This is a genomic window from Jiella avicenniae (genome assembly GCF_021390325.1).
Taxonomy (GTDB): domain Bacteria; phylum Pseudomonadota; class Alphaproteobacteria; order Rhizobiales; family Rhizobiaceae; genus Jiella; species Jiella avicenniae.
Genome location: NZ_JAJUWU010000028.1, coordinates 40000 through 65634, shown reverse-complemented (window position 1 = coordinate 65634; position 25635 = coordinate 40000). Strand labels below are relative to the sequence as shown.

The 25635-nt window shown below is 66.0% G+C and carries 22 protein-coding genes; 14 read left to right on the top strand and 8 right to left on the bottom strand.

The window, feature by feature from the left end; genetic code table 11:
* Nucleotides 1-299: 299 nt before the first annotated feature.
* Nucleotides 300-983, bottom strand: coding sequence for a class I SAM-dependent methyltransferase (locus LZD57_RS22510; protein WP_233721836.1), 684 nt, complete (start codon nucleotides 981-983; stop codon nucleotides 300-302).
* Between the two features lie 863 nt (nucleotides 984-1846).
* On the opposite strand from LZD57_RS22510, the gene LZD57_RS22505 reads away from it, so the two are divergent.
* The 6 genes from LZD57_RS22505 (at nucleotide 1847) to msrA (ending at nucleotide 9129) form a co-directional block, all read left to right on the top strand.
* On the top strand, nucleotides 1847-2851 hold the full coding sequence (locus LZD57_RS22505) for a glycosyltransferase family 61 protein (protein WP_233721835.1): 1005 nt from the start codon (nucleotides 1847-1849) through the stop codon (nucleotides 2849-2851).
* Nucleotides 2852-3298: 447 nt separating this feature from the next.
* Nucleotides 3299-4906 carry a hypothetical protein gene (locus LZD57_RS22500; protein ID WP_233721834.1) on the top strand — a complete coding sequence of 536 codons (1608 nt, stop codon included), beginning with the start codon at nucleotides 3299-3301 and terminating at the stop codon, nucleotides 4904-4906.
* A gap of 203 nt (nucleotides 4907-5109) precedes the next feature.
* Nucleotides 5110-6918, top strand: a complete 1809-nt coding sequence (locus LZD57_RS22495; RefSeq protein WP_233721833.1) for a hypothetical protein — start codon at nucleotides 5110-5112, stop codon at nucleotides 6916-6918.
* Between the two features lie 112 nt (nucleotides 6919-7030).
* Complete coding sequence (locus LZD57_RS22490) at nucleotides 7031-7693, top strand: OmpA family protein (protein ID WP_233721832.1); 663 nt, start codon at nucleotides 7031-7033, stop codon at nucleotides 7691-7693.
* A gap of 116 nt (nucleotides 7694-7809) precedes the next feature.
* Nucleotides 7810-8235: a GlcG/HbpS family heme-binding protein gene (locus LZD57_RS22485; protein ID WP_233721831.1), complete on the top strand. Its 426-nt coding sequence runs from the start codon at nucleotides 7810-7812 to the stop codon at nucleotides 8233-8235.
* A gap of 282 nt (nucleotides 8236-8517) precedes the next feature.
* Nucleotides 8518-9129 carry a peptide-methionine (S)-S-oxide reductase MsrA gene (msrA, locus tag LZD57_RS22480; RefSeq protein WP_233721830.1) on the top strand — a complete coding sequence of 204 codons (612 nt, stop codon included), beginning with the start codon at nucleotides 8518-8520 and terminating at the stop codon, nucleotides 9127-9129.
* 127 nt (nucleotides 9130-9256) lie between these two features.
* Here msrA and LZD57_RS22475 read toward each other — a convergent pair whose 3' ends face one another.
* Complete coding sequence (locus LZD57_RS22475) at nucleotides 9257-9931, bottom strand: SDR family oxidoreductase (RefSeq protein ID WP_233721829.1); 675 nt, start codon at nucleotides 9929-9931, stop codon at nucleotides 9257-9259.
* Between the two features lie 215 nt (nucleotides 9932-10146).
* On the opposite strand from LZD57_RS22475, the gene dps reads away from it, so the two are divergent.
* Together dps and LZD57_RS22465 are read left to right on the top strand one after the other, a co-directional pair.
* The gene (gene dps, locus LZD57_RS22470; RefSeq protein WP_233721828.1) at nucleotides 10147-10656 is read left to right on the top strand and encodes a DNA starvation/stationary phase protection protein Dps; all 510 of its coding nucleotides are present in this window, start codon (nucleotides 10147-10149) and stop codon (nucleotides 10654-10656) included.
* Between the two features lie 128 nt (nucleotides 10657-10784).
* Nucleotides 10785-12107 (top strand): cation:proton antiporter, encoded by a 1323-nt coding sequence (locus LZD57_RS22465; protein ID WP_233721827.1) that lies wholly within the window; start codon nucleotides 10785-10787, stop codon nucleotides 12105-12107.
* A gap of 325 nt (nucleotides 12108-12432) precedes the next feature.
* Here LZD57_RS22465 and fsa read toward each other — a convergent pair whose 3' ends face one another.
* Nucleotides 12433-13086, bottom strand: coding sequence for a fructose-6-phosphate aldolase (gene fsa, locus LZD57_RS22460; RefSeq protein ID WP_233721826.1), 654 nt, complete (start codon nucleotides 13084-13086; stop codon nucleotides 12433-12435).
* 298 nt (nucleotides 13087-13384) lie between these two features.
* Here fsa and LZD57_RS22455 point away from each other — a divergent pair, with 298 nt between their 5' ends.
* The 4 genes from LZD57_RS22455 to LZD57_RS22440 all read left to right on the top strand — a co-directional run bounded on the left by LZD57_RS22455 (nucleotide 13385) and on the right by LZD57_RS22440 (nucleotide 18504).
* Entirely contained in the window at nucleotides 13385-13717 is a 333-nt protein-coding gene (locus LZD57_RS22455) for a DUF2218 domain-containing protein (RefSeq protein ID WP_233721825.1), read from the top strand.
* A gap of 198 nt (nucleotides 13718-13915) precedes the next feature.
* Nucleotides 13916-16105: a primosomal protein N' gene (locus LZD57_RS22450; protein WP_233721824.1), complete on the top strand. Its 2190-nt coding sequence runs from the start codon at nucleotides 13916-13918 to the stop codon at nucleotides 16103-16105.
* Nucleotides 16106-16146: 41 nt separating this feature from the next.
* Nucleotides 16147-16752 (top strand): hypothetical protein, encoded by a 606-nt coding sequence (locus tag LZD57_RS22445; RefSeq protein ID WP_233721823.1) that lies wholly within the window; start codon nucleotides 16147-16149, stop codon nucleotides 16750-16752.
* A gap of 192 nt (nucleotides 16753-16944) precedes the next feature.
* Nucleotides 16945-18504: an alkaline phosphatase D family protein gene (locus LZD57_RS22440; RefSeq protein ID WP_233721822.1), complete on the top strand. Its 1560-nt coding sequence runs from the start codon at nucleotides 16945-16947 to the stop codon at nucleotides 18502-18504.
* A 259-nt stretch (nucleotides 18505-18763) separates the two neighbouring features.
* Here the strand turns inward: LZD57_RS22440 and LZD57_RS22435 are convergent, their stop codons facing one another.
* Entirely contained in the window at nucleotides 18764-19126 is a 363-nt protein-coding gene (locus LZD57_RS22435; protein WP_233721821.1) for a DUF1344 domain-containing protein, read from the bottom strand.
* Nucleotides 19127-19519: 393 nt separating this feature from the next.
* Between LZD57_RS22435 and typA the strand changes: the two genes are divergently transcribed.
* Nucleotides 19520-21346 (top strand): translational GTPase TypA, encoded by a 1827-nt coding sequence (gene typA, locus LZD57_RS22430; protein ID WP_233721820.1) that lies wholly within the window; start codon nucleotides 19520-19522, stop codon nucleotides 21344-21346.
* Nucleotides 21347-21535: 189 nt separating this feature from the next.
* Nucleotides 21536-21991, top strand: a complete 456-nt coding sequence (locus LZD57_RS22425) for a MarR family winged helix-turn-helix transcriptional regulator (RefSeq protein ID WP_233721819.1) — start codon at nucleotides 21536-21538, stop codon at nucleotides 21989-21991.
* A 96-nt stretch (nucleotides 21992-22087) separates the two neighbouring features.
* On the opposite strand, the gene LZD57_RS22420 is transcribed toward LZD57_RS22425, so the two are convergent.
* The 4 genes from LZD57_RS22420 to LZD57_RS22405 form a co-directional block, all read right to left on the bottom strand.
* Nucleotides 22088-22267 carry a hypothetical protein gene (locus tag LZD57_RS22420; protein ID WP_233721818.1) on the bottom strand — a complete coding sequence of 60 codons (180 nt, stop codon included), beginning with the start codon at nucleotides 22265-22267 and terminating at the stop codon, nucleotides 22088-22090.
* Between the two features lie 105 nt (nucleotides 22268-22372).
* Nucleotides 22373-23314 (bottom strand): 2-hydroxyacid dehydrogenase, encoded by a 942-nt coding sequence (locus tag LZD57_RS22415; RefSeq protein ID WP_233721817.1) that lies wholly within the window; start codon nucleotides 23312-23314, stop codon nucleotides 22373-22375.
* Complete coding sequence (locus tag LZD57_RS22410) at nucleotides 23311-23973, bottom strand: NUDIX domain-containing protein (protein WP_233721816.1); 663 nt, start codon at nucleotides 23971-23973, stop codon at nucleotides 23311-23313. Before LZD57_RS22410 ends, LZD57_RS22415 begins: the two co-directional genes overlap by 4 nt.
* Nucleotides 23970-25628, bottom strand: coding sequence for an ABC transporter ATP-binding protein (locus LZD57_RS22405; RefSeq protein ID WP_255700112.1), 1659 nt, complete (start codon nucleotides 25626-25628; stop codon nucleotides 23970-23972). Before LZD57_RS22405 ends, LZD57_RS22410 begins: the two co-directional genes overlap by 4 nt.
* Nucleotides 25629-25635 lie beyond the last annotated feature (7 nt).

Genomic DNA, 25635 nt, shown 5'->3' with positions numbered 1-25635 from the left:
TAGCAGCGGCTCGATCACCGCCCATTCCTGATCCGTGAGTTCATGACGACGCATGGCATTCTCCTTTCAAGGAGAATGAATCAGATCGTGCCGCTCAGATGAACCCGTTTATGGAGACGCTCTCTAGGGGGCAGACTCTAATCGATCGAGGAGGAAAGACTCGGTGGCAGGTCACATCTTGAGCAACCGGCGTCAGCAAAGTCAGGCAATGGAGGTATGCTGAAGCCGGTTGGTGATGATTTCGGCCAGTTCCGCAGGTCACTCGCCTAGCGCGGTGCAGCGTTCGGCCGGTGTACTTGTCAGCGGCGACGACGCCCGTCATATGCTTCCGAAATTTCGCTCAAAGGAGCGAAAGGAAAGATTCCCTTTTCCATAATATACGTTGCGAAAGGGACGTCGCCGACCTCGGAAATCCGTCTATCGGTCACCGATTGACGCGGATCTCTCCACAAGACCATTTGTCCATGATTGTCTGCAACGATACGATAATCGTATTGCTGGAAAAAGGTGTCCACGAAGTAAATCAGCTTGTACACGTCGCCCATCCAGGCCGCGCTCGCAATGCCGAGCTTTTCACGGAGGGTGCGAAATTCTTCCAGGCTCCGTGCGACGCCCGCTGCGTAGTTCGGGGGCGAGACGTCGTCGATCACGATAACACCGTCATCCACGAGATAGTCGACCGCATTGATCAAATCACGAAGGGTCTGTTCCGCCGTGTGCAGACCGTCGATGTAGATGACATCGAATTTTTGATCTTTCTGAACGTGTTGCGCGAAATAAGCGTCACTCGGGATTTCAAAATAGGATGCGTGAGGATTATCTTGCTGTGCTTGTTCGACGTTGAACTGAAATTTCGGATCAACTGCAACTTTTCTCGATGCGGAAATGTTGTGGAACGTCTTCCCGCTCGCAACACCGATCTCCAGATAACGAGCGTTTTCAAATTTATTCACGAAAGCATTTACGACATCGTCACGTGTCACTGGCATAGGGCATCCTCTTCGAGCCAAGCACTACGGTGCGGGGTTGCCACGCCTCTGAGCAGAGATCGGTTTTACTTTCGTTACGTCGTCCGCCCGCGTCTACGCAAGCCGGTGACGAAACCGGACCCGGGTGATCGCACCGTGGCGGGAAGCGGTGTCTCATTTTATCAGCGTGGAGACAAGAGTTGAATTCGGGCGCGGTAGCTCGGCCCGTCGGGAACATTCTCGGTCGGACCTGTAACGTCCAAAAAAGCGGGGCGCTTGCCTATGGTAAGGGGGAAAGCGGTCACCGGCCCCGTTGGCGGCCCTGACTTCGAACTCTCGAGGCAGGCGACCTGGCCGTCTCGGTGCCAAGCGCGAGGCAAGCCACCACGCGTGGATTTTTTTGTGGCTTGGCTTTTCGTTCGAAAAAGGGCAGCTTCGCGCTTGGCGGAGAGCGGAGTTGGCAGTTCTGGGGGGGCATGTTGCCTGCACTATGGCGTCAGTACCTTAGGTTGAACCTTTTCGCGCGCCTGATCATACCGCCAATCAGAAAATATGTGCCTCGGCCTTCACCGCATCGATCGAGGCGTGGGAGTGGCGGCAGATGGTTCGACGCCCATCCGCTCCGCGCACGCCTCCCTATCACGGTGTTGGCTTCGATCATGCGCCGAAAAAAGTCTGCGGGGGCGCGGTGCATCGACCGTGGATCTGCGGATACTGAAGATGATTGCCGCCGAAACTTCCTGTTTTTAGGCTGGTGGGGGAATTCCATGCGACATGTCTTGGGAACTGTGACGCCGGTGGAGCGAGCGAGTATTCTCAAGGACCGGTCGGGGTCTCGACCCCGGGTAGAAACTCACACAAACTGTCTGATTCCGCCGGTGAAGGTCCTTTCACTCGTCCCTTTGAAGATGTTTGGCGGCGTTTACGGGCCGATGGGGACCGTTATACCCGCGTCGCGTTTGCAGCGCGTTGCGGGTGGTGCCAGCCGCGAGTGCGTCGAGAGCTACGCTGACCCATCGGCGTTTGAGTTGGTGGAATGTGGTGAGGCCGCTTACGGCGGATATCTGTTCCCACATTTTGGTCACTTCATGGTCGAGAGCACCACCCGGCTGTGGTGGATCGTTCAGAACCAGTACCAAGGTCCGGTCATCTTTCAGATGATCGGCGGCTCCGTGCCGCAATTCGCCCGAAAGTTTTTTTCGCTGCTGGGTATCGACGCTCGATTCGTCGATGCGAGGACGGGCTTTCGTGTTCGGTCGCTGATCATTCCAGCTGTCGCTGCAGTCGAGCGAGGCACGGTGCATGAAGCGTTCGTCACTCCGTTTCAGCACCTTGCGAAATCGTTCGAGACCCCATCCCAGAGCAGGCGAATTTTCGTCAGTCGAGGTCAGGGGGTCGGAGCCGTGTTCGGTGAGGGGACGGTGCAAAAGGCTCTCCAGAGCGAAGGCTTTGAAGTTCTCGATCCGACGCAGGCCACGCTAGAGGAACAAGTTGCGGCATTCGCAAGCGCAACGGAGATCGTGGGAAGTGTCGGATCGGCGATGCATAACGTCGTTTACTGTCGCAATGCGCGGCGGATCGCTTATATCTCGCGGTCCCTTGCGGTCAGTCCAACCTTTCCCGCCATCGACGGTGCGCTCAATTCCTATGATAGCTATTACATCTATGCCGCGTTGAGTCCGCTGCCTGTACATTCGGGATTGCGTGGGCCATATCTGATCGATTCCGAAAATTGCTGCAAGGGTCTTGCATCCGCTGGGTTCATACCGGCGAATTTTCGGGTGGATCCGCGCGATCTGGTCGACGAACGTGACTTGTACATGGCGGAATGGTGCCGACTTCAGAGTTCCGCTACGGAGCGCGCTGGTTCTGTTATGCAGTAGCTGGGCAAAGCAATGTTGACTTTGCGGCGTCGGTCGCATCCTTCGGAGCCGTGCGCGTCGTCGGCGCGGCCAAGGCACCGGCTGTGCTGGCGCATAGATTCAAGCATCTCGCGGCTTTCCTGAACCGAAATCGCAAGTAGGCCAAGAGGTCGGGCAAGTGACATTCACAGCCCGACCGGAAGCTGCTACGTTCCCTTGGGGCAGTACGGTATCGTGCGGCGCAAGCCGTGCGCGACTTCACCCGGCCTCGTCAAGCGATCTTCAAGCGGGTGGGCCTGTGAGCAGGAGGTCCGAAAGATGCGGGATGTCTTGGGTGTCGCTGCCGCGGCCCGGTCGACCGATGATTGTGGACCGACCGTTGATTGCACTCCGTTTCACGGGTTCACCACCGGTCTTGTGAACCGGGCCGGAGCGCTTCTCAGGGCTGCGCTTTTGTCGATTGCCGTGGTGGTGCCGACTGCCTTTCCGCCTCCCGCCGCCGCCGCCGACTTCAGCCTTCTGCGCAACGCCTTCAGCGCCAGCCGGGGGGAGCCGGTGATCGCGCTCTCCGGCGTGATGGCCAAGGGCGATGCGGGAAAGCTCGGGGCGCTGATCGACGAGGTCTGCCGGACGCGTGAATGCGACTACCAGAACACCGCCGCGATGCTCAGCCTCGACAGCCCCGGCGGCACCTTCACCGAAGGCATCGCGATCGCCAGGGTGATGCGGGAGAGAAACGTCGCGGCGATCGTCGAGGACGGCAGCCTCTGCCTGTCGGCCTGTGCGCTGGCCTGGCTCGGCGGCACGAGCTTCCACGCGACCGGCGGCGTCGGCACCTATGTCGACCGTTTCGTCGAGCCCGGCGGCCGGATCGGCTTTCATTCGCCCTATATCTCGCCCGCCGCGATCGCCGCCTTGCCGGCCGAGGAGCGGCTCGACACCCAGGCGAGCGGCCTTCGGCTCGGCATCTCGACGCTGGTGCGCTTTCTCGCCGACTTCAACGTCGATCCGCTGGTCATCGACCGCATCGTCGCCATGGGGCCGGACGAGGTGATGGCGATCGAGACGGTGGCCGACGTCGTCGCCTTCGGCGGCGAGTTGCCGCCGGTGCCGGCCTCGATGCTCGGGCTCGACCGTGCGGCGATCACCCGGAACGTCTGCGAAAAGCTGCTCGCGCTGCATTACCGGACGGATCTTTCCGGCGTCGCGGCGCTTCAGTCCGCCTATGTCGAATCCCCCTCCGGCAAGACCAGGGAGGGCGAGGTCTTCCTCGGCTACGACATCGATGACCGGCCGCTGACCCTCGCATTCTGCGGGGCGGGGGCCTCGCAGACGATCCCGTCGGAGGACTTCGCCGTCTCGCTCGCCCGCATGGCCTGGCTCGACGACGTCAGCGACACCTATACCGAGCCGTTTTCCAGCTTCGTCTTCTCCCGCACCGGCTGGAACCAGGCGGCCTATGACGGCCAGCGGGCGAGCCAGAGCGTCCTGCGGCTGACGCCGATGATCTCGTGGCTTCTGCCGAAGGACATGAAGATCGCCGACCTGCCGCCGGCCGCGAGAGCCGCCATCGCCGCCGACAAGCGCGGCGTCGCGCTGCCGCCGGAGCCAACACCGCAGGCGCCGGGTGCGGTCACCGCGTCGCTTTCCCCGGCCGGTTCCGCCGCCTCGACGGATTGGAGCCGTTTTTCCGCCGCCGTGGTCGCCGACGCCGCGCCCCTCGTCGAGCAGGCAGACCTCAGGATCTATCGGTTCGGCGATCTCGACGTCGAGATCGAGGTGGGGGATGCGGCGCTTTATGCCGACGAGAAAGCCCGTCGGGACGCTCTCGACCGGCGCGACGTGACCTACGACAAGAGCTTCGCGGGGGCCTTCGTCTATTCCGGCGTCGCGGCGGATCGTCGTTCGGGTTTCTACAACTTCGCCCTCGACGGCGGCGATACGGCCGCGACGGTGCGGATGCGCTTTCGTCTCGGGCCGGACGGCCGCGCGTCCCGCGAGGCGCAGCAGGTGATCGGGCAGATCGCCTGTTCGGCGAGGTTCGGCCCGGCGGCGCTGCCATGCGCCAGGAAATGATGGCGGCTCACACATGAGACGATGGCTGTCCAACCCATTCGCCCGAGCCGCGGTCGAACCGGCTTCGGATCGCGAAGCGCCCATCGGGCCGGTTCGTCCGCCGGACGGTCGGAGACGGAAACGGCTCGGCGGGGCCGGGGCGGCATTCTGCGAAGGCGGCTCTGGCGTTTCCACTGCCGGCGCGACGTGACGAAAGGATTGGCATGGCTGGAGTTGGTTCGTTGGCGTTCGGCAATCCGGTTGCGGGGTCGTCTTTCGCGGCCCGGGCCGCCCGCGGTCTCGCGCGCGCATTGACGGCCCTCGCCGTCGCGGCCACCGTCTGGTCGACGCTGGGCTCGGATGCCCGGGCGGCGGGATCGGACGACACGCTCGCCCTGATCGAGGAGCGGCTGCGGGACACCGTCGCCGACGTCGTCACGCGCAACTGCATCGGGCCGGAGGAGGCAAGGCCCTACACCGTCACCTTCTACGGCCTGCCGATCGCCGATCCGCATTTTTCCGCCAACGACCGCCAGCGCATCAACCAGCTGGTGCTGACGGGCCTGCGGGAAGCGAGACGGGTGGCGGTCGACGTCAGTGCCGCGGGCGATGCCGGGGCGCTCGCCCCGATCGCCGGGCTCGGCTCTCCCGACCAGAACCAGCTCGCGACGGCGCTCGACCGCCTCGGCTCGTCGACGCTGCCGATCGTCCTCAAGGCCTCGCGCCCGGAGCCGGGCGTGGCGCGCATCGACCTTTCGGTCTTCGCCCGCGGCGCCGGCGGAGCCTATGGCTGCAATCGCAGCATCGCCTTCAACCTCGCCCTCGACAGCCTCGAGCCGCGTCCCGACAGCCGCAGTTCGCGCGACTATCTGACCCTCGAAGGGGCCTACAGCCTGGCGCTGCAGGCCCTCGCGCCGCGGCTGAAGAGCGCTTCCGGGGTCTATGTGAAGGGCGAGAAGAAACCCGATTGTGCCTTCCTCGACCGGGCGGTCGAGCGGTTCCAGGATTCCTATTACGGCACCGGCCAGATGGATTTCGGCGCCGGGCGGGTCGATCGGGACCTGCCGGATCTCCTCCTCGGCGAGCCCGCGGCCGACGGCGACGCGGCGACGCTCGAACTCGCCTTCACCGTTCCGGACCAGCCGGACGACACGCTCGACATCCTCGCCTCGCTGCAGTCCCGCGGCCGGCTCCTGTCGCGGCAGCGCTTCTCGGTGGCGGCCGAGACGGAGGAATTCGACGCCTGCCGCGAGAAGCCGCAGCCCGTTGTGGCGCGCGGGTCCGAGGACCCGCAGACGTCCGACGCGCCGGGGACGGTGGGCGCCGGCGCCGACGATCGGGCCGAGGCGCCCCGGTCCGGGGAGGGCGGAAACGGCGCCGCGTCGGACGGCGCATCCGATGGCAGGCCGCCGAAGGTTGCGGGAACCGACGGGTCCGAATCCGGCGTCTCCACCGATCCGACGCCGCGCGCCGACGGGACCATCCCGACGGTGCCCGTGCCGGTCACGCCCGGCGCCGGCGACGGTTCGGGCGGCGGATCGGGCTCGGGGCCGGACCTCGCCGCGGTCGAACCGGAGCCGGAGCCGATCGCGGCGCCGGAACCCCCGGCCTGCCGGGAAGACGGCGAGATCCTCGACTTTTTGGTCGCGCCCTCGGTCGGACGCACCGGCGACAGGCTCGCCCTGCGCGCTCTGGTGCGCCAGTGCACCCCGGCCTTTTTCGGCTTCGGCGCGGGGAAGGTCACGCCGATCCCGGTCGAGATCTTCGAGACCAGCGACGCCTCGGGCGGCGCGACGTCCTATGAAGCCTCGCCCCGCACCCGCAAGAAGCTCGTTTTGCAGGACGCCGATCCGCTGGGGCTGAACAAGATCGTTCTGTTCTGTTCCAGCTGCGTCGCGAAACCGACGAGCCAGGACGTCGTCGGCTGGCTGCGCAACGTGCGCGACATGCTGGAAAGCGACCGCCGCTCGGCGACGGCAACGCTGCCGGGTGGCGTCGGCTACGCGTTCGGCTCGGTCGAAAAGGTGAACTGAGACGGTGGAGGTGGCGATGACGACGGAAACCCTGGCAACGGGCCGAATGCGGGCAGGGCGACGGGCCTGCGCGGACGCGCGGCGGGCCTTGCGACTTCTCACGGCAGCCGGGATGGCACTCGCTTTGTCCGGCGGCGCCTCGATGGCCCAGACCATGACCCTCGACAGTTTCGATCTCGATTCCGTCGCGCCGTCGGATCCCCGGCCGCCCACGAAGATGCCGGCCTCTTCCGGCAACCGTCTGAGCGACTGCCTCGTCAGCGGCGGTGCAGACTGCGCCGGCACCGCCAAGAAGTCGTCGAAATCCTTCTCGCTCGACGATCTGCAGAATCTCGGCGTCATCGAGGAAGATCCCGAGCCTGCCGCCGCCGGTTCGTCGGCGCAAGGCGGAGGGACCGTCGCCAGCATTGCGGTGGAAGAGTCCGAACCGCTGCCTTCGATCGATATCGAGGTGCTCTTCGCCTATAACGACGATCAGCCGCTGTCGTCGGAATACGGCAAGATCTACGAGCTTGCGACCGCGCTGACCGATCCGCGCCTTGAGGACAAGCGCTTCGTGCTTCTCGGCCACACGGACGCGGCCGGCAGCGACGCGTATAATTTCGAGCTCTCCCGGCGGCGGGCGGAATCCCTGGCAGATGCGCTGGTCCGCGCGTCCGGGCTGCCGCGCGACCGTTTCGTCGCGTCGGGGCGGGGCGAGCGGGACCTGAAGAACCCCTATGATCCGGAAGGCGCGGAGAACCGCCGGGTGCAGATCCTCCTCGTCGGCCGGTGAGCGCGTCGCGGCGATCGCGGCCGACCGTCTGCTTCGAACGGCACGAAGCGGGACGAAAGGAGGTGACGGCCGCCCCGCCGGGTCCTATGTCCGGCCTCGCAACCAGAGGAGACACCATGCTGACACTCGACAAGGCCCGTATCATCATCGCGGAGACGCTCAAGACCGGCATCGCCAAGGGCTTCAAGCCGCTGACCGTCGCCGTGCTCGATCAGGGCGGCGCCCTCATCGCGCTCGAGCGCTCGGACGGCTCGTCGCGGATGCGGCCGGACATCGCCATCGGCAAGGCCAACGGCGCGATCGCCCTCGGCATGGGCTCCCGCGCCATTCACAAGCGGGCCGAGGAACAGGCCTATTTCATCCAGGCGATGAACGCGCTCGCCAAGGGCGTTCTCGTGCCGGTGCCGGGCGGCGTGCTGGTGAAAGGGCAGGGGGGCGAGATCCTCGGCGCGGTCGGCGTGACGGGCGATACCTCGGACAATGACGAGGCCGCGGCGACCGCCGGCATCGAAGCGGCAGGTTTCGCAGCCGACGGCGGCTGAGCCACGGGCGCTTCCACGAAACTTCGGGTCGCCGCCAGAGCCGCGGCCCGGCGCATCCGCTCCGCCGATCACGTCTGAAGTGATGGCGCCGGGCTGAAACAATCGCGGCATCTTGTGCGAAGTTCCTTCCATATGGCCGCCTTGGCGAGGCGTCGGCAGCAACGATTGCCGCCGAGCGCGTCGTCGACGGTCGGGAAACAGCCCGGAAACCCGGTCCGGCCGAAAGGCGTCGGTCGGACAGGGGCGGCCGATTTTGATTCTTGGTCGATCATGGAGACGGGAATGAAGCGAAAAATCTCATCGGCGCTCGCGGGCGCCGCCGTGCTGTCGCTCGGCTTCGCCATGCCGGCCGGGGCGCAGAACACCGAGACGGCGATCTTCGCCGGCGGCTGCTTCTGGTGCGTCGAAAGCGATTTCGATCATCTGGCCGGCGTGCTCGACACGACGTCCGGCTATATCGGCGGCGAGGCGCAGAATCCGACCTATTACGATCACGAAGGGTTCCGCGAAGCGGTCCGCATCACCTACGACCCCTCGAAGGTCAGCTACGACGAGCTGCTGGAGGTCTTCTGGCACTCGGTCGATCCGACCGATGCCGGCGGCCAGTTCTGCGATCGCGGCCACGCCTATACGACTGCGATCTATGCGACCTCGCCCGCGCAGCTGAAGGCGGCGCAGGCTTCCGAGGCGGCGGTCGAGAAAGATCTCGGCACCGTGGCGACGGAGGTCGCTGCCGCACCGAAGTTCTGGGATGCGGAAGGTTACCACCAGGATTATTACAAGAAGAATCCGGTGAAGTATAAGTTCTACCGCACCGGATGCCGCCGCAATGCCCGGGTCGAAGAGGTCTGGGGCGACAAGGCCTTCATGGGCATCAAGGAGCACATGGGGTGAGGCCTGCGGGAGCGAAGCCGCGCTCTTCGCTCGCCTGTCCTCGCGGCCACCGCGCGATTTTCCCGGCCCGCCATTCCCTTGCGTTCGGGCGGCGGGCAACCCGGGCAGTCTGCCGACTAGGGTCCGGTCAGAGGTTGAGCGGCTCGACCCAGATCTCGCCGGCGAGGACGTTTTCCGGCTGGGACAGGGCGTAGACGACGGCCCGGGCGATGTCGTCGGCGACGAGCGCGCCGGGTTTCGGCTCGTCGAAGAACGGCGTGTCGACCATGCCGGGCTCGATCAGCGTCACCTTCACGCGCTTCTCGCGCATTTCCTCGCGCAGATTGGCGCCATAGCCGGACATCGCCCATTTGGTCGCGCCATAGACCGAGCCGGGGAGCACCTTGCGGCCGGCACCCGAGCTGGTGATGAGGATGTGGCCCCTGGCGGCGACAATCGCCTCATGCGCGGCCTTGACGCTGTACATGACGCCGAGGACGTTGGTCAGCACCATCTGGCGCCATTCCTCCGGGTCGCCGCCGGCCGTCCCGGCGCCCGTCGAGCCGATGCCGGCATTGGCGAAGAGCGCGTCGAGCCCGCCGAAACGCTCGGTCACCGCTGCCACCGCGGCCTTTTGGGAGGCTAAGTCGGTGACGTCGCAGGAAACGGCGAGCGCATTGTCCGCGCCGAGTTCGGCGACGAGGCCGTCGAGCTTGTCCTTGCGCCGGGCGGCGAGCCCGACGCGGTATCCGGCCTCGACGGCGCGCTTGGCGGCGGCGGCACCGATGCCGCTCGACGCGCCGGTGATGAGCAGCGTCTTCATGGGATGTCTCCTTTTCGTGTCGAACGCCCATCTGGCGCATCGGGCGTCCGGCACAAGCTTGCCGTTGATGGTTCAGGCCGCCGGCCGCGGTTTCGCGTCCGTTGACGGCCCGTCGCGGAACCTCGGGGGAGCTTGCCGGTTATCGAGCCTGAATGGCTGAGCCCCTTTTTCGCGGGCTCGCCCGATCGTTTTTCACCGTCCGAAAGGAGCCATCCATGGCCAAGGCCAGCAAGACCGGCAAGACCAAGCTGCATCCGACCAAGAATCCGATTTCCGAGAACATCCGCGGCTCGATGGTCGAACTCCTGCAGACGCATCTCGCCACCGCGGTCGACATCACCTATCAGACCAAGCAGGCCCACTGGAACGTCAAGGGGATGAACTTCATCGCCGTGCACAAACTGTTCGACGAGCTGCACGAATTGACCGAGGGCTATGTCGACACCATCGCGGAGCGTCTGACCGCGCTCGGCGGCCAGGCCCACGGCACCGTGCAGGCGGCCGTCGAAAATTCGGTGCTCGAGCCCTATCCGCTCGATCTCGTCAAGTCCGAGGATCACCTGAAGCGCCTCACCGACAGCTATTCGACCTGGAGCGCGGCGGTGGAGAAGGGGATCGAGGAAGCCTCGGAGGCCGGCGATCCGCTGACGGAAGACCTGCTGACGGCGGTCGGGCGCGGCCTCGACAAGTCGATCTACTTCATGGAAAGCCACTTCCAGAGCTGATCTCCCAGGCCGGGGCGCATCCGGCACTGGCGCCCGGCGAGTATTCGTGATGTTGCAAGGGGCGGCGCTCGGCGTCGCCCCTTTTTCGTGTCGCCCCGCCGGCCGACCAAAACGATCGGAACCGACCCATGCTCTCCCTGTTCGATCTGGCCGCCATCCTGCTCGTCCTTGCCGCCGTCTTCGGCTATTTCAACGAGCGCCGTCTCGGACTGCCGAGCAATGCCGGCCTGCTGATCCTGGCGCTCGTCTCCTCGCTCGGGCTGATGGGGCTGTCTGCCGCGCTCCCCGGTCTCGATTTTCCCGCCACCATCCGCAACACCGTCGCCGGCATCGATTTCAACGAGACGCTGATGGAGGGCATGCTCGGCTTCCTGCTGTTTGCCGGGGCCTTGCACGTCGACTGGGAGGCGCTGAAGTCGCGTGCTTTGTCGGTCGGGCTGATGGCGACCTTCGGCGTCCTCATTTCGACCGGCATCTGCGGCACCGGCTTCTACTATCTGGCCGCCTGGGTCGGCGCGCCGATCGAATTTGCCTGGGCCCTCGTCTTCGGCGCGCTGATTTCGCCGACCGACCCGGTCGCGGTCCTGGCGACGCTGAAGACCATCAGCGGCGTGCCGAAGCGGCTGGAGATCGACATGGCCGGCGAGTCGCTGTTCAACGACGGCGTCGGCGTCGTCGTCTTCACCATCCTGGTCGGCGTCGCCACCGGCGCTTCGGGCGAGCATCTGACCGTTTCGCTCGCCTTCCAGCACTTCGCCGTCGAGGCTTTGGGCGGGGCGATCTTCGGCGCGATCACCGGCTATCTCGCCTATCGGATGATGCTGAAGATCGACGACTACCCCGTCGAAGTGCTGATTTCGCTCGCCCTCGTCATGGGCACCTATACCGCCGCCCACCAGCTCGGCCTCTCCGGCCCGATCGCCGTGGTCGTCGCGGGCCTTCTGATCGGCGACCGGGGCGTCGCCTATGCGATGAGCGATCTCACCCAGCGCTATCTGCACGGCTTCTGGACGCTGATCGACGACATCCTCAATGCCGTCCTGTTCATGCTGATCGGGCTGGAGCTCTTGGTCGTCGACTTTACCTGGCAAACCGCGGCGCTCGCGGGCCTTGCGATCCCTCTGGTGCTGATCGGGCGGTTCTTCGCGGTCTATCTGCCCTTCCAGATCGTCCGGCTGCGCGAGCGCTTCTCCCGCGGCATCGTCGCGGTGCTCACCTGGGGCGGGGTCCGCGGCGGCATCTCGGTGGCGCTGGCACTGTCCCTGCCGGAGGGGCCGCAGCGCGACTTCATCGTCACGGCGACCTATGCGGTGGTGATCTTCTCGGTGCTGGTCCAGGGGCTGACGCTGGAGGTGCTGGTCAAGCGCGTGGTGCGCCCGGAAAGCGGCGACCCGTCGCGGGAAGAGATCGCCGAACGGCAGAAGCAGACCGGCGAGGCGACGGTGGCGTGACTCCCGTCGAACCGCAGCGGCGGGCGTTTCCGAAAGGCGTAAGCGTGTCCCGCTTTCCGCCGTTGCGCCGAGGCACCCCCCCTCTGCCTGCCGGCATCTCCGCCGCAAGGGGGGAGATCGGGCCCGCGCAACCCTTTTCAGCTTCGTCGCAGACGCCAAAATCGGCACGAAGTCTGCGGAGAGAGGCGCGTGTGCGAAGCCGCCGATCTCTCCTTGCGGGGGAGAGGCCCGGCAGGGCAGAGGGGGGGTAACCACCCGCTCTGCTCGTTTGACAGCCGGTCCCCTCAGTCGTTGCGACCCGAAATCGGGCGAGCCTGACCCCGCCTCAGCCGATCGTCTGGCCGGTCGCCTTCCAGTCGGCGAGGAAGGTCTCGAGGCCCTTGTCGGTCAGCGGGTGCTTGACGAGGCCCTTCAGCGTTGCCGGCGGAACCGTGGCGACGTCGGCGCCAATGAGGGCGGCCTCGCGGACGTGGTTCATCGTGCGGATCGAGGCGGCGAGGATTTCGGTGTCGAAGCCGTAATTGTCGTAGATCCGGCGGATGTCGGCGATCAGTTCCATGCCGTCGAGATTGATGTCGTCGAGGCGGCCGATGAAGGGCGAGATGAAGGTCGCGCCGGCCTTCGCCGCGAGCAGCGCCTGGACCGCAGAGAAGCAGAGCGTGACGTTGACGAGGAAGCCCTCGTTGGTCAACTCGTTGCAGGCCTTCAGGCCGTCGAGCGTCAAAGGCAGCTTGATGCAGACGTTGTCGGCGATCCCGGCGAGGATCTTGCCCTCGCGGACCATCTCGCTCGCCTCGATCGCGGTGACCTCGGCCGAGACCGGGCCGTCGACGATGTCGCAGATCTCGGCGATGATGTCCTTCATCGGCCGGTTGGCCTTCTTGATCAGCGACGGGTTGGTGGTGACGCCGTCGAGCAGGCCGGCATCGGCCAGCTCGCGGATTTCAGCGACATCGGCTGTGTCGACGAAGAATTTCATGGGTGTTCCCCTTCGAGATTCTGGTTGTGCGTTCGCCGCGTCCATAGCAGCATCGCAGCGGCCGGCGCCATACGGATCGTTCCGATCCGCTTGCCGGTCCGGTGATCGTCCCCTTCATATAGGACATTCCGTCGCGATCGGCAGACCGGGGGCCACTCCATCCGGAACCTCGGCGTTTTACGAACCCCGCCGACAAGCACCTTGGCGCGGCCGTTCGCTTTCCTTATCTCCAGCTCGCCACCAACTTGCGGCGAGCCGCTACCGGCCACGCAATCTGCCGAAAAACGAGTATCGAGCCATGGCACTGCAATCCACCGCCAGCGTTCCGACCGGCAATGCCAGTCGTTATCTGCAACAGCTCTGCAAGCATTGGAGCCATAATCTCGCCGTCGAATTCACGCCCGAAAAGGGCACGGTGACGTTCCCGCGCGACATTCGCGGTGCCGACTGGCCGGGCGACGGCCATCTCGCGATGACGGCCTCCAGCGACCGTCTCGACTGCACCATCGATGCCAGCCGGCCCGAACAGCTGGAACAGTTGAAGGGCGTCGTTTCCAGCCATCTCGATCGCTTCGCCTTCAAGGAGGCGCCGCTCGCCTTCGACTGGCGCAACGGACCGGACGCGGCCTAGAGCATGATCCCGAAAAGCGGAAACCGGTTTTCGGAATGGATCATGCGCAAACGGGAAGATGGAGCGGAGGGATGAGCGAAGCTCGTCTCTTCCCGCTCCAGCGCGAGGCGCCCGTCCCCTTGCAGGCTGTTAGGCTGGCAGCGCCGCACCGGTGATTCGCCTCGCCGGCGGGTGGCGCCGTCCTTCGCCGGAGATGCCTTGAACCTCACCGACCAGCTCTTTCCGGAGACCGTCGTCCCGGTGCTCGTGCCGCTGCCGGCCGATCGGCCCTATTCCTACACCGTGCCGGACGGGATGACGGTGGGTCCGGGCTCGATCGTCCAGGTGCCGCTCGGGCCCCGGCAGGTCGCCGGCGTCGTCTGGGACGGGCCGACCGACCGTGTCGACGCCAAGAAACTTCGTCCGATCACCCATGTCTTCGACTGTCCGCCGCTGGACGAGACGATGCGCCGCTTCGTCGATTGGGTGGCGGATTACACCTTGTCGCCGCCGGGGCTCGTCGTGCGCATGGCGCTGCGCGCGCCGGCCGCCTTCGACCCTGAGCCCTGGGTCGAGGGAATCGAGGCGACGGGGGAGAAGCCGGACCTGATCACCTCCGCCCGTCGGCGCCTCCTGGCGACGGCCGAAGAGGCGCCGGCCTGGTCGAAGAGCGGGCTCGCCCATGCCGCCGGGGTCAGCACCTCGGTGGTCGACGGTCTCCTGAGGCAAGGCGTCTTCCGCACGGTGCGGTTTCCGCCGCCGCCGGCCGTCGCCGAACCGGACACGGGATATGGCCGCGCAGTCCTCAGCGAGGATCAGGCGCTGGCGGCAGGCGAACTCGCGGCTGCGGTGCATCGCGGTGCGTTCGCCCCGATCCTGCTCGAAGGCGCGACCGGTTCCGGCAAGACCGAGGTCTATTTCGAGGCGGTGGCGAAGGCGCTCGACGCCGGCAAGCAGGTGCTGATCCTCCTGCCGGAGATCGCGCTGACCCAGAGTTTCATCGACCGCTTCCATGCCCGATTCGGTGCGCCCCCGGCCGAGTGGCACTCGGACGTTGCGCCGAAGAAGCGCGAGGCGATCTGGCGGCAGGTGGCGGAGGGCCGGGTCAGGATCGTCGCCGGCGCCCGATCCTCGCTGTTCCTGCCCTTCAGGGAACTCGGCCTCGTCGTCGTCGACGAGGAGCACGACCCGGCCTACAAGCAGGAGGATCGCACCTTCTATCACGCCCGCGACATGGCGGTGGTGCGCGCCTCGCTCGGCGGCTTTCCGGTGATCCTCGCCTCGGCCACGCCCTCGATCGAAACCCGCGTCAATGCCGAGACCGGCCGCTACGCCCATGTCCGGCTGAAGTCCCGGCACGGCGACGCCGCCTTGCCGGAACTGTCCCTCGTCGACATGCGCCGGCATCCGCCGGCACGCGGACGCTTCGTCTCGCCGGTCCTGGAAACCGAGATCCGCAAGACGCTGGCCCGTGGCGAACAGGCGCTCCTGTTTCTCAACCGCCGCGGCTATGCGCCGTTGACGCTCTGCCGGGTCTGCGGCCATCGCTTCCAGTGCCACAACTGCTCGACCTGGCTGGTGGACCACCGGCTGCGGGGCGTGCTCCAGTGCCATCACTGCGGCTTCTCGACCCCGCGCCCGGAAGCCTGTCCCGAATGCGGGACGCTCGATCACCTCGTCGCCTGCGGGCCCGGGGTTGAGCGCATCGCCGAGGAGATCGTCGAGGATTTCTCCGAGGCGCGCACCATCGTCCTGTCCTCCGACATCGCCGGCGGCCCGCGCCGGCTGCGGCGAGAGCTCGAGGCCGTCGCCGACGGCGAGGCCGACATCGTCATCGGCACGCAGCTGGTGGCGAAGGGCCACCACTTTCCGAAGATGACGCTGGTCGGGGCGATCGACGCCGATCTCGGCCTGGCCAACGGCGATCCGCGCGCCGCCGAGCGGACGTTCCAGCTGCTCCATCAGGTGACCGGCCGGGCCGGGCGCACTGGACTTGCGAGCCGCGGGCTGATCCAGACCTTCCAGCCCCGGCATCCGGTGATGCAGGCTCTCGTCGCCAGCGACCCCGAGAGCTTCTACGAAAGCGAGATCGACGAGCGTCGGCGTAACGCGCTGCCTCCCTTCGGCCGGCTCGCTGCGATCGTCGTTTCCGCCGACAGGCGCGCGGATGCGGAAGCCCACGCCCGCGAGATCCGCAAGGCCGCGCCGGAGATGCCGGAGATCGAGATGCTGGGTCCGGCCGAGGCGCCGCTCGCCGTGGTCCGCGGACGGCATCGGTTCCGGCTTCTGGTCGAGGCCAGTCGACGCGCACCGATTCAGGCCTATCTGCGCGAAACTCTCGCCAGGGCGCCGCGCCCGCGCGGCTCGGTCCAACTGCAAATCGACGTGGACCCACAAAGCTTTCTGTGAGAGGAACAGGCAAGGGCGGCATTGTGGGAAGGCATCGGAACATGACGATGACGCAGGCGCTTCGGTGGATTTCGGCCGCGATCTTCGTGATCGCTGCCGGCACGACGGCCGGCGCACAGGCGCCGCAGCCGGGCGGCATCGATCTCGAAACCTCGCCCTTCGCCGCGCCCAAGCCCGGCCAGAGCCAGGATCCGTCCGCCGGACTGACGCCGCGCGCGCTGGAGCTCGGCGAACTCGACTGGGCTCCGATCGTCAGCCGCTGCACCTTCGTGCGGAGCGGTGGCGCCGAGCCGGCCGAAAAACTGCCAGGCGAAGCCGGAGGTCCCGATGCCGAAGCCGGCGCCAGCCACGGACGGTTCGTCTTCGTGACGATGGTGGCGGAATCGACCGGCGAGGGGCAGCCGCTCGAACGCGGCTACGTCATGGCGAACGGTCTCGTGAGGGAGCTCGAAAAGGGCAAGACCTCGGCGGGCAAGGAGAAGTCCGTCGTCACCAACTGGCGGGCGACGGGCGAGCCGCGCATCTCCGTCGGTCTGATTCTGACCGGCAGGGCGAAGCTGAACGACCAGCTCCAATATACCGGCACGATGACCGTCTTCTGGGGCGACAAGAAGGAGGAGGTGCCGGTTCGGGGCACCTGCCAATAGGCGGACCCGGCCACACGGTCGTCGGGCGCCTCCAATAGTGGACCGACGGTGGCGAACAACGCCGATCCATGCCGATCTCCTCCACCCGCCGGATGGTTCCGCCGTCGTGAAACTTTCACGTCGGCGAGAATTCCCTGACATGGAATCTTTCGAATGTGCGTCCGGTCCAATCCGGATTCGAAAGGTTCAACAATGGCGCTTTCCCTCACCCGCCGCCGCTTTCTGGCGCAGAGCGGCGTCGCCGCGCTGGCGGCCGGCTCCTCCCTCGCCATGCCCGGCATCAGCCGGGCCGCCGCGCGGCCGCAATTCACCCACGGCGTCCAGACCGGCGACGTCGACGCGTCCTCCGGCATGGTCTGGACGCGGGTGGACCGTCCCGCCCGGATCGACTTCGAATGGGCGACGACGGACAGCTTCAGGAACGCCCGCAAGCTGCATGCGCTGACGACCTCGCCGGCCTCGGATTTCACCGTCAAGCGGCTGATCGAGGATCTGCCGTCGGATCAGGAAATCTTCTGGCGGGCCGTCGCGACCGATCTCGGCGACGTCAACGGCGTCTCCGATCCGATCGTCGGCCATTTCCGCACCGCGCCCGGTTCGCGCCGTTCCGTCAGGTTCGTCTGGTCCGGCGATACGGTCGGCCAGGGCTGGGGCATCGACGAGGACCGCGGCGGCATGAGAGCTTACGGCACCATGGCAAGGCACCAGCCGGACTTCTTCCTGCATTCCGGCGACACGATCTATGCCGACGGCCCCCTGAAGGAGAGCGTCGATCTGCCGGACGGCACGGTCTGGAAGAACCTCGTCATCCCGGAAAAGACCAAGGTCGCCGAGACCCTGGACGAGTATCGCGGCCAGTGGAAATACAACATGCTGGACAAAAACGTCCGCGAGTTGAATGCCGGCGTGCCGACCTTCTTCCAATGGGACGACCACGAGGTCCTGAACAACTGGTCGGCCTCCAAGGACCTTGCCGCCGACGATCGCTATGCCGAGAAGAACATCCACGTTCTCGCGGCCCGGGCCGCGCGGGCCTTCCACGAGATGACCCCGATCCGATACGTGCCGAGCGAGCCGGGCCGGATCTATCGCAAGATCGCCTACGGTCCGATGCTCGACGTGTTCTTCCTCGATCTTCGAAGCTATCGCGGGCCGAACGGCGACAACCTCCAGAGCGAGATGTCGCCGGCGGCGCAGATGATGGGGCCAGAGCAGATCGCCTGGCTGAAGCGGGAACTCGCCAATTCGAACGCCACCTGGAAGGTGATCGCCTCCGACATGCCGATCGGCCTTCTCGTGCCGGACGGCGAGAAATGGGAGGCCGTCGCCAACGGCGACGAGGGCGCACCGAAGGGCCGCGAACTGGAATTCGCCGATCTCCTGCGCTTCATCAAGTCGGCCGGGATCGCCAACACCGTCTGGCTGACGGCGGACGTCCACTACACCGCCGCCCACCACTATTCGCCTGATCGCGCCGCCTTCCAGGATTTCGAGCCGTTCTGGGAATTCGTTTCCGGCCCGATCCATGCCGGCACCTTTGGCCCGAACGACCTCGACATGACCTTCGGCCCGGAGGTGAAGTTCGTGAAGGCTCCCGAAAACGGACAGGCGAACCTCGCTCCCTCGGCCGGCCTGCAGTTCTTCGGCATCGTCGACATCGACGGCGCCAGCGAGGAGCTGACCGTCCGCCTGATGGACACGGACGACAACGAATTGTGGAAGACCACGCTGCAGCCGGTCCGCAAGGCGTAAGGTCGTCGGCCAAGGGGGGGGCGCGGCCGCGCCCGGCAGATGAATACCGGCACGAAACGAAAGAACCGGAGGCGGGGCCTCCGGTTCTTTCGCGCTGGCGGGGAGAGGGGGATCCCGCCCGCGATGTCGGTCGACGACGCGCTCGCGGCGCCCTTTTCGGCTTGGCTGATCGGCGGGACCGCCTCAGGCTTGGGGGGGACGATGCCGGGCCGCAGGCTCTACCTGCCGCAGCAGCCCGCCGGACGGCGCGAGGCGCTGGCTATTTCGCGGCGACCACCGACGTGGCGGCCATCGACTTGCCGCTGGTGCGATAGCTGATCTTGACGCGTTCGCCGGACTTCAGGGAAGACGCGGACAAGTCGCTCGGCAGGGTGAACTTCTTGCCGTTGGTGAGCGTCAGCACGTTGGTCGCGGCGTCGATCGACTTGATCTTGCCGGTGGTCACATGGGTCGACGTCTTGTTGCTCGCCAGATGCTTCGCCGTCGAGGCGGATGGCATCGCGCCGCCGGACATGGTGCCCTTCGACATCGTGTCGTTCGGCATCGTCGACGACGCCGCGAAGGCGGGGGCGCCGGCGATCAGGCTGGCGGCGAGGGTGAGGGGAAGGGTGAGACTACGCATCTCGCGCATCCTCGTAATTGAGCCGGCGAGCGGCGGGGCCGCATCGTCATCCGGCAAACGAGAAGCCGTCAGGTCGCGTCGCGTCGCGGGTTCGAACCGAACACCGCCGGCGCTTCCCGGCTTCGAGGCAGACGCTATTCGCCGGTCCGATCTGTCGCAAATGAAGAAGAAATAATGTTCACCAGCCGCAAAACCTCCGCAATTTCTAACGGCGAGACATGCGGTGCGGCATCGGCAAGACATCGGCGACGAAGCTGCCGTCTCCTGCTTTCGCACTTGCAAAAAATCGTGTATGGGCTGGCGCGAGCCCCGATCGCTACAACCTAGATCGCCGCGGACCCTGTGCCCTGCCAGCCGGCGGGGCTATCGGCGCGACCTGAACCGGATATTCTCATGAAGCTTCGCAACATCGCGATCATCGCGCATGTCGACCACGGCAAGACCACCCTCGTCGACAAACTGCTCGCCCAGTCCGGCACGTTCCGCGACAACCAGCGCCAGGAAGAGCGGGCGATGGATTCGAACGATCTCGAACGGGAGCGTGGCATCACGATCCTCGCCAAGGCGACGTCGGTCGAGTGGAAGGACACCCGGATCAACATCGTCGATACGCCGGGCCACGCCGACTTCGGCGGCGAGGTCGAGCGCATCCTCAACATGGTCGACGGCGCGGTGATCCTCGTGGACGCGTCGGAAGGGCCGATGCCGCAGACCAAGTTCGTCCTCGGCAAGGCGCTGAAGGTCGGCCTCAAGCCGATCGTCGCGATCAACAAGATCGACCGCCAGGACGAGCGCCACAAGGAAGTGCTCGACGAGATCTTCGATCTCTTCGTCGCTCTCGACGCGACGGAGGAACAGCTCGACTTCCCGGTCCTCTACGGCTCGGGCCGCGGCGGCTGGATGGCCGAGCAGCCGGAAGGCCCGCAGGACCAGGGTCTCGCCCCGCTGTTCGATCTGATCTTGAAGCACGTGCCGGAGCCGGACACCGCCGGCAAGGACGAGCCGTTCAAGATGATCGGCACGATCCTCGAGGCCAATCCCTTCCTCGGCCGGCTGATCACCGGGCGCATCCAGGCCGGCTCGATCAAGCCGAACCAGGCGGTCAAGGTGCTCGGCCGCGACGGCAAGCAGCTGGAATCCGGCAGGATCTCCAAGATCCTCGCCTTCCGCGGCCTCGAGCGCGTCCCGCTGGACTATGCCGAGGCGGGCGACATCGTCGCCATCGCCGGCCTCTCCAAGGGCACGGTCGCCGACACCTTCTGCGATCCGCAGGTCGTGGAGCCGCTGCACGCCCAGCCGATCGATCCGCCGACGGTGACGATGTCCTTCATCGTCAACGACTCGCCGCTCGCCGGCACCGAGGGCGACAAGGTGACGAGCCGCGTCATCCGCGACCGCCTGTTGAAGGAGGCCGAGGGCAACGTCGCGCTGAAGATCGAGGAAGCCGCCGACAAGGACTCGTTCTACGTCTCCGGCCGCGGCGAACTGCAGCTCGCCGTGCTGATCGAGACGATGCGCCGCGAGGGCTTCGAGCTCGGCATCTCGCGTCCGCGGGTCGTGATGCAGGAAGGCGAGAACGGCGAGAAGCTGGAGCCGATCGAGGAGGTCGTCATCGACGTCGACGAGGAGCATTCCGGCGTCGTCGTCCAGAAGATGTCGGAGCGCAAGGCCGAGATGGTCGAGCTGCGCCCGTCGGGCGGCGATCGCCAGCGGCTGGTCTTCCACGCGCCGACGCGCGGCCTGATCGGCTATCAGTCGGAGCTTCTGACCGACACCCGCGGCACCGCGATCATGAACCGGCTGTTCCACTCCTACCAGCCCTACAAGGGCGAGCTGGCCGGCCGCACCAACGGCGTCCTGATCTCGTCGGAAGACGGCGAGAGCGTCGCCTATGCGATGTTCAACCTGGAAGACCGCGGCCCGATGATCATCGATGCCGGCGTCAAGGTCTATGCCGGCATGATCATCGGCATCCACAGCCGCGACAACGATCTCGAGGTCAACGTCCTGAAGGGCAAGAAGTTGACCAACATGCGGGCGTCCGGCAAGGACGAGGCCGTGAAGCTCACCCCGCCGATCCGGATGACGCTCGACCGGGCCCTTTCCTGGATCCAGGACGACGAATTGGTCGAGGTGACGCCGAAGACCATCCGGCTGCGCAAGCTCTATCTCGACCCGCACGAGCGCAAGCGCTTCGAAAAGAGTCGCAAGGCAGCCTGACAGATTGTAAGACAGACGATAAGTTGGGCCCCGGTTACGGAAACGCGCCGGGGCTCTTTGCGTTTGTCACGCGAATGCGCTTGATAGCCGCCTGACGAAACCGCACCCATTTGCGCGAACGGGCCGACTGGTCGTGACCGAATGGTTTGTGGGGGATGTATATCGGTCCCCCATCGAGGGACGAATTTGATGATCGATGAAAAGACGTTGCGGCTCGACGATCAGCTTTGCTTTGCCCTCTATGCCGCGACCAACGCCGTCACGCGAGCCTATCGGCCCCTCCTTGCGCAACTCGAGCTGACCTATCCGCAGTATCTGGTAATGCTGGTGCTGTGGCAGGAGGGTAATTCGACGTCGCGGGCAATTGCAAAGCGACTGCAGCTGTCGGCGAACGCCATCAGCCCGCTCCTCGACCGTCTCGAAGAGAGCGGCCTGATCACCCGGCAGCGCGACCGGACCGACCGGCGGGTCGTCCACATTACCCTGACCCCCCGGGGCTCGGCGCTGGAATCGGACGTCTACGACGTCCAGCAGGTCGTCGAATGCCAGACGGGCCTCGCGCCGGATGATCTCAACCAGCTGCGAGCCGAACTGGCGATGCTGGCAGAGCGGATGGCGACGAAGACGGGGAACCGCGGCGGCTGAAACCGCGGGACGCGCCGCGAGGCTTCCCGCCGATGCGGGCGTGATCCTGCTCTGGCCCGGCCAAAGGAGCGTCCGACCGGCGCCGTTCGTTGAAGATCAACTGGCCGGTCCATCGATCCTGGTGGGTGAGACGGGGTCCGATGCCGGAAACGTCTCGTCGAGGGCTTCGTCGAGTTCTTCCTCGTCGTGCTCGCGTTTTTCTGCCTCGGTCCGCTTGGCTCGGCCGAACTCCGGGGCCTCGTCTTGCTCGCGTTCGGACGTGTCGCGTTCGGCCATCGCCATGCTCCCGGCGCTGATCTTCTCTCGTCGTCTCAACGAAGGCCGGCCGGGAAAGGTTCGGCTGCCGCGAGCGGATACTCTTTGGCCGGATGTCGAGCGACCTCAGTAGCCGGCCTGTCGGTCGACGACGTTCTCGAGCGGCTCGCCGCGCTCGTGGGCTGCGATCTGCCGCATGACGATCGGCGCCAGAGCGTCCGGATCGGAAGCCGCCGCCGCGTGCGGCGTCACGAACACCTTCGGATGGCTCCAGAGGCGCGATTCTGCCGGCAGCGGCTCGACCGTGAAGACGTCCAGCGAGGCTTCCATCAATCGGCCCTCGTCGAGGGCGGCCAGGATCGCCGTCTCGTGCTGCAGTCCGCCGCGGCCGGCATTGATCAGCACCGGACCGCCGAGCGGCGTCTCGCGCTTCATGCGGGACAGCAACGCCGCGTCGATGATGCCGCGGGTGTCGGCGGTCAGAGGCAGGAGGACGACGAGAATGTCGCTGGCGGCGAGAAACGGGCCGAGACCGGCTTCGCCGGCGAAGGTCTCGATCCCGGCAACCCTCTTTTCGCTGCGGCTCCAGCCGGCAACGTCGAAACCGAGAACCTTGAGCTTTTCCGCCGCGTCGAGGCCGAGGACGCCGAGCCCCATGATGCCAACGGTGATCTCGCGGGCCGCCGGCTGCATCCGTTCGTGCCAGATCTTCTGGGTCTGCTGCTGGCGATAGGCGCGGCCACGGCGGAAATGATCGAGCACCCGCCACACGACGAATTCGCTCATCCGTTCCTTCAGGTCGTCGGCGACGATCCTGACGATGGGGACGTCCGGGAGTTCGCGATCGGTGAGGATGTGATCGACGCCGGCACCGAGGGAGAAGATCGCCTTCAGGTCCGGAAGCGTCGCCAGCAGGCCCGGCGGCTGCTTCCAGACGACGGCGTAGTCGATCGGCTCGGCACCAGCTTCTGCGACATCGACGACGATCCGGCGATCGGGGGCCGCCTCGTGCAGGGCCTGCCACCAGCGGGAGGGGGCGAAGCCGGTGACGGAAAGAAGAATCGTCATGCCTCACCTTCGCTGTCGAAGAGCGTTCCCTGGAGCGCTTGTGCCCGGGCCCGGCCCTTGCGGGCGAACCAGTGGGTGCAGGCGATGAGATAGCCGTTCTCGATGCGGCCTTCGTCGACCGCTGCGATCAGGTCCTCGACGGGAGCGAGAATCGGACGGATGTCCTCGTGTTCGTCGTCCTTGCCGGCGCTGGTTTCGAGTTCGCCGGCATCGACGATCGCCAGGAAGACGTGGGCGTACTCGTCGGTGAGGCCGGGCGAGGGGAGCATCGAGAAGCAGCGCTCGATGGCGAGCGCGGCAAGGCCGGTTTCTTCCTGAAGTTCCCGCGCCGCGGCCTCGGCGACGTTCTCGCCGTCGTCGACCATTCCGGCCGGAAGTTCCACGGCGGCCGCGTTGGGGGTGTCGAGGGCGGCGGCGAGGCGGAACTGCCGGATGACGACGATGGCGTCACGGGCGGGATCGTAGGGCACGATCACGGCGACCGGACCCGTCGCGAGATATTCCCGCTCCATCGGTCCGATCCGGGCGCCGCCGTCGAGGGGATCGTGCTCGATCGTCAGCTTCTTGAAGTCGCGGAAGCCGCGATTGATGAGCTCCTCCCGCAGGATCAAGAAGGCGAGCGGCTGATCGGTCAACTGGTCGCGGTAATGTCCGCTCATTCGGAAACGACTCCCGTCGGCGCCGCCTTGATGTCAAAGGCGGCTGCCATCAATGCCTTGGTGTAGTCGGTGCGCGGGCGATCGAAGATCTCCTCGGCCGGGCCGCGCTCGACCACCTTGCCGTTTCGCATGACGATCACCTCGTTGGCCAGCGCCCGCACGACCTTCAGATCGTGGCTGATGAACAGGAAGGCGAGGTCGTGGCGCTTCTGCAGGTCGCGCAGGAGATCGACCACCTGGGCCTGGACGCTCATGTCGAGCGCCGAGGTCGGCTCGTCCAGCATGACGAAGCGGGGCTTGAGGATCATCGCCCGGGCGATGGCGATGCGCTGGCGCTGCCCGCCGGAAAATTCGTGCGGGAAGCGGAAGCGGGCGGCGGGATCGAGCCCGACCTCGTTGAGAACGTCGACGACGCGACGATCCCGCTCCGGCGCGGACAGGCCGCGTTCGTGGATCGACAGTCCCTCGGCGACGATGTCGGCGATCGACATGCGCGGCGAAAGCGAGCCATAGGGATCCTGGAAGACGATCTGCATCTGCCGACGCAGCGGGCGCATCGACCCGAAGGACCGGTCGTCGATCCGCTCGCCGTCGAAGCGGATCTCGCCGGTGGAGGAGATCATCCGCGAGAGGGCGAGCCCGAGGGTGGTCTTTCCCGAACCGGATTCGCCGACGACGCCGACGGTCTGTCCGGCCCGGATGGTGATATCGATGCCGTCGACCGCCTTGACGTGGCCGGTGACGCGGCGCATCAGCCCGGTGCGGATCGGGAACCAGACCTTGAGGTCCCTGGCTTCCATGACGACCGGCGCGTTGGCGTTCGCGGCGGGCGGGCGGCCCTTCGGCTCGGCCGCCAGCAGATGCTTGGTATAGTCGTGCCGGGGCGTGTCGAAGATCGTCCGGGTCGGCCCCTCTTCGACGATCTTGCCGCGATACATCACGCAGACCCGGTCGGCGATGCGCCGGACGATGCCGAGATCGTGGGTGATGAACAGCATCGCCATGCCGTGCTCGGCCTGCAGATTCTTCAGGAGTTCCAGGATCTGCGCCTGCACGGTCACGTCGAGGGCGGTGGTCGGCTCGTCGGCGATCAGAAGGTCCGGGTCGTTGGCGAGCGCCATCGCGATCATCACCCGCTGGCGCTGGCCGCCGGAGAGCTGGTGCGGATAGGCGCCGAGCCGCTCCTCGGCATTGCGGATGCCGACCTGGGAGAGCAGTTCCAGCGTCCGCTCGCGCGCCGCCTTGTCGCCGAAGCCGCGATGCAGTTTCAGAACCTCGCCGACCTGTTTTTCGATCGTGTGCAGAGGGTTCAGCGAGGACATCGGCTCCTGGAAGATCATCGAGATGCGGTTGCCGCGCACCTTGCGAAGATCCCGTTCGTCGTCGTCGATGAGGTTCTCGCCGTCGAAGTAGACCGCGCCGCCCGGATGGCTCGCCGCCGGATAGGGCAGGAGTTTCAGGATCGACAGCGCCGAAACCGACTTGCCGGAGCCGGACTCGCCGACGAGGGCCAGCGTCTCACCCCGGGCAATCGAGAAGGAGACGTCGTCGACGGCGAGCATCGTCTTGCCGCCCTGGCGGAAGGCGACGGAGAGGTTCTCGACGGAGAGGAGGGACGGAACCTCGCCGGCTTTCTTGACAGGATTGCTCGTCAAAGGAAGA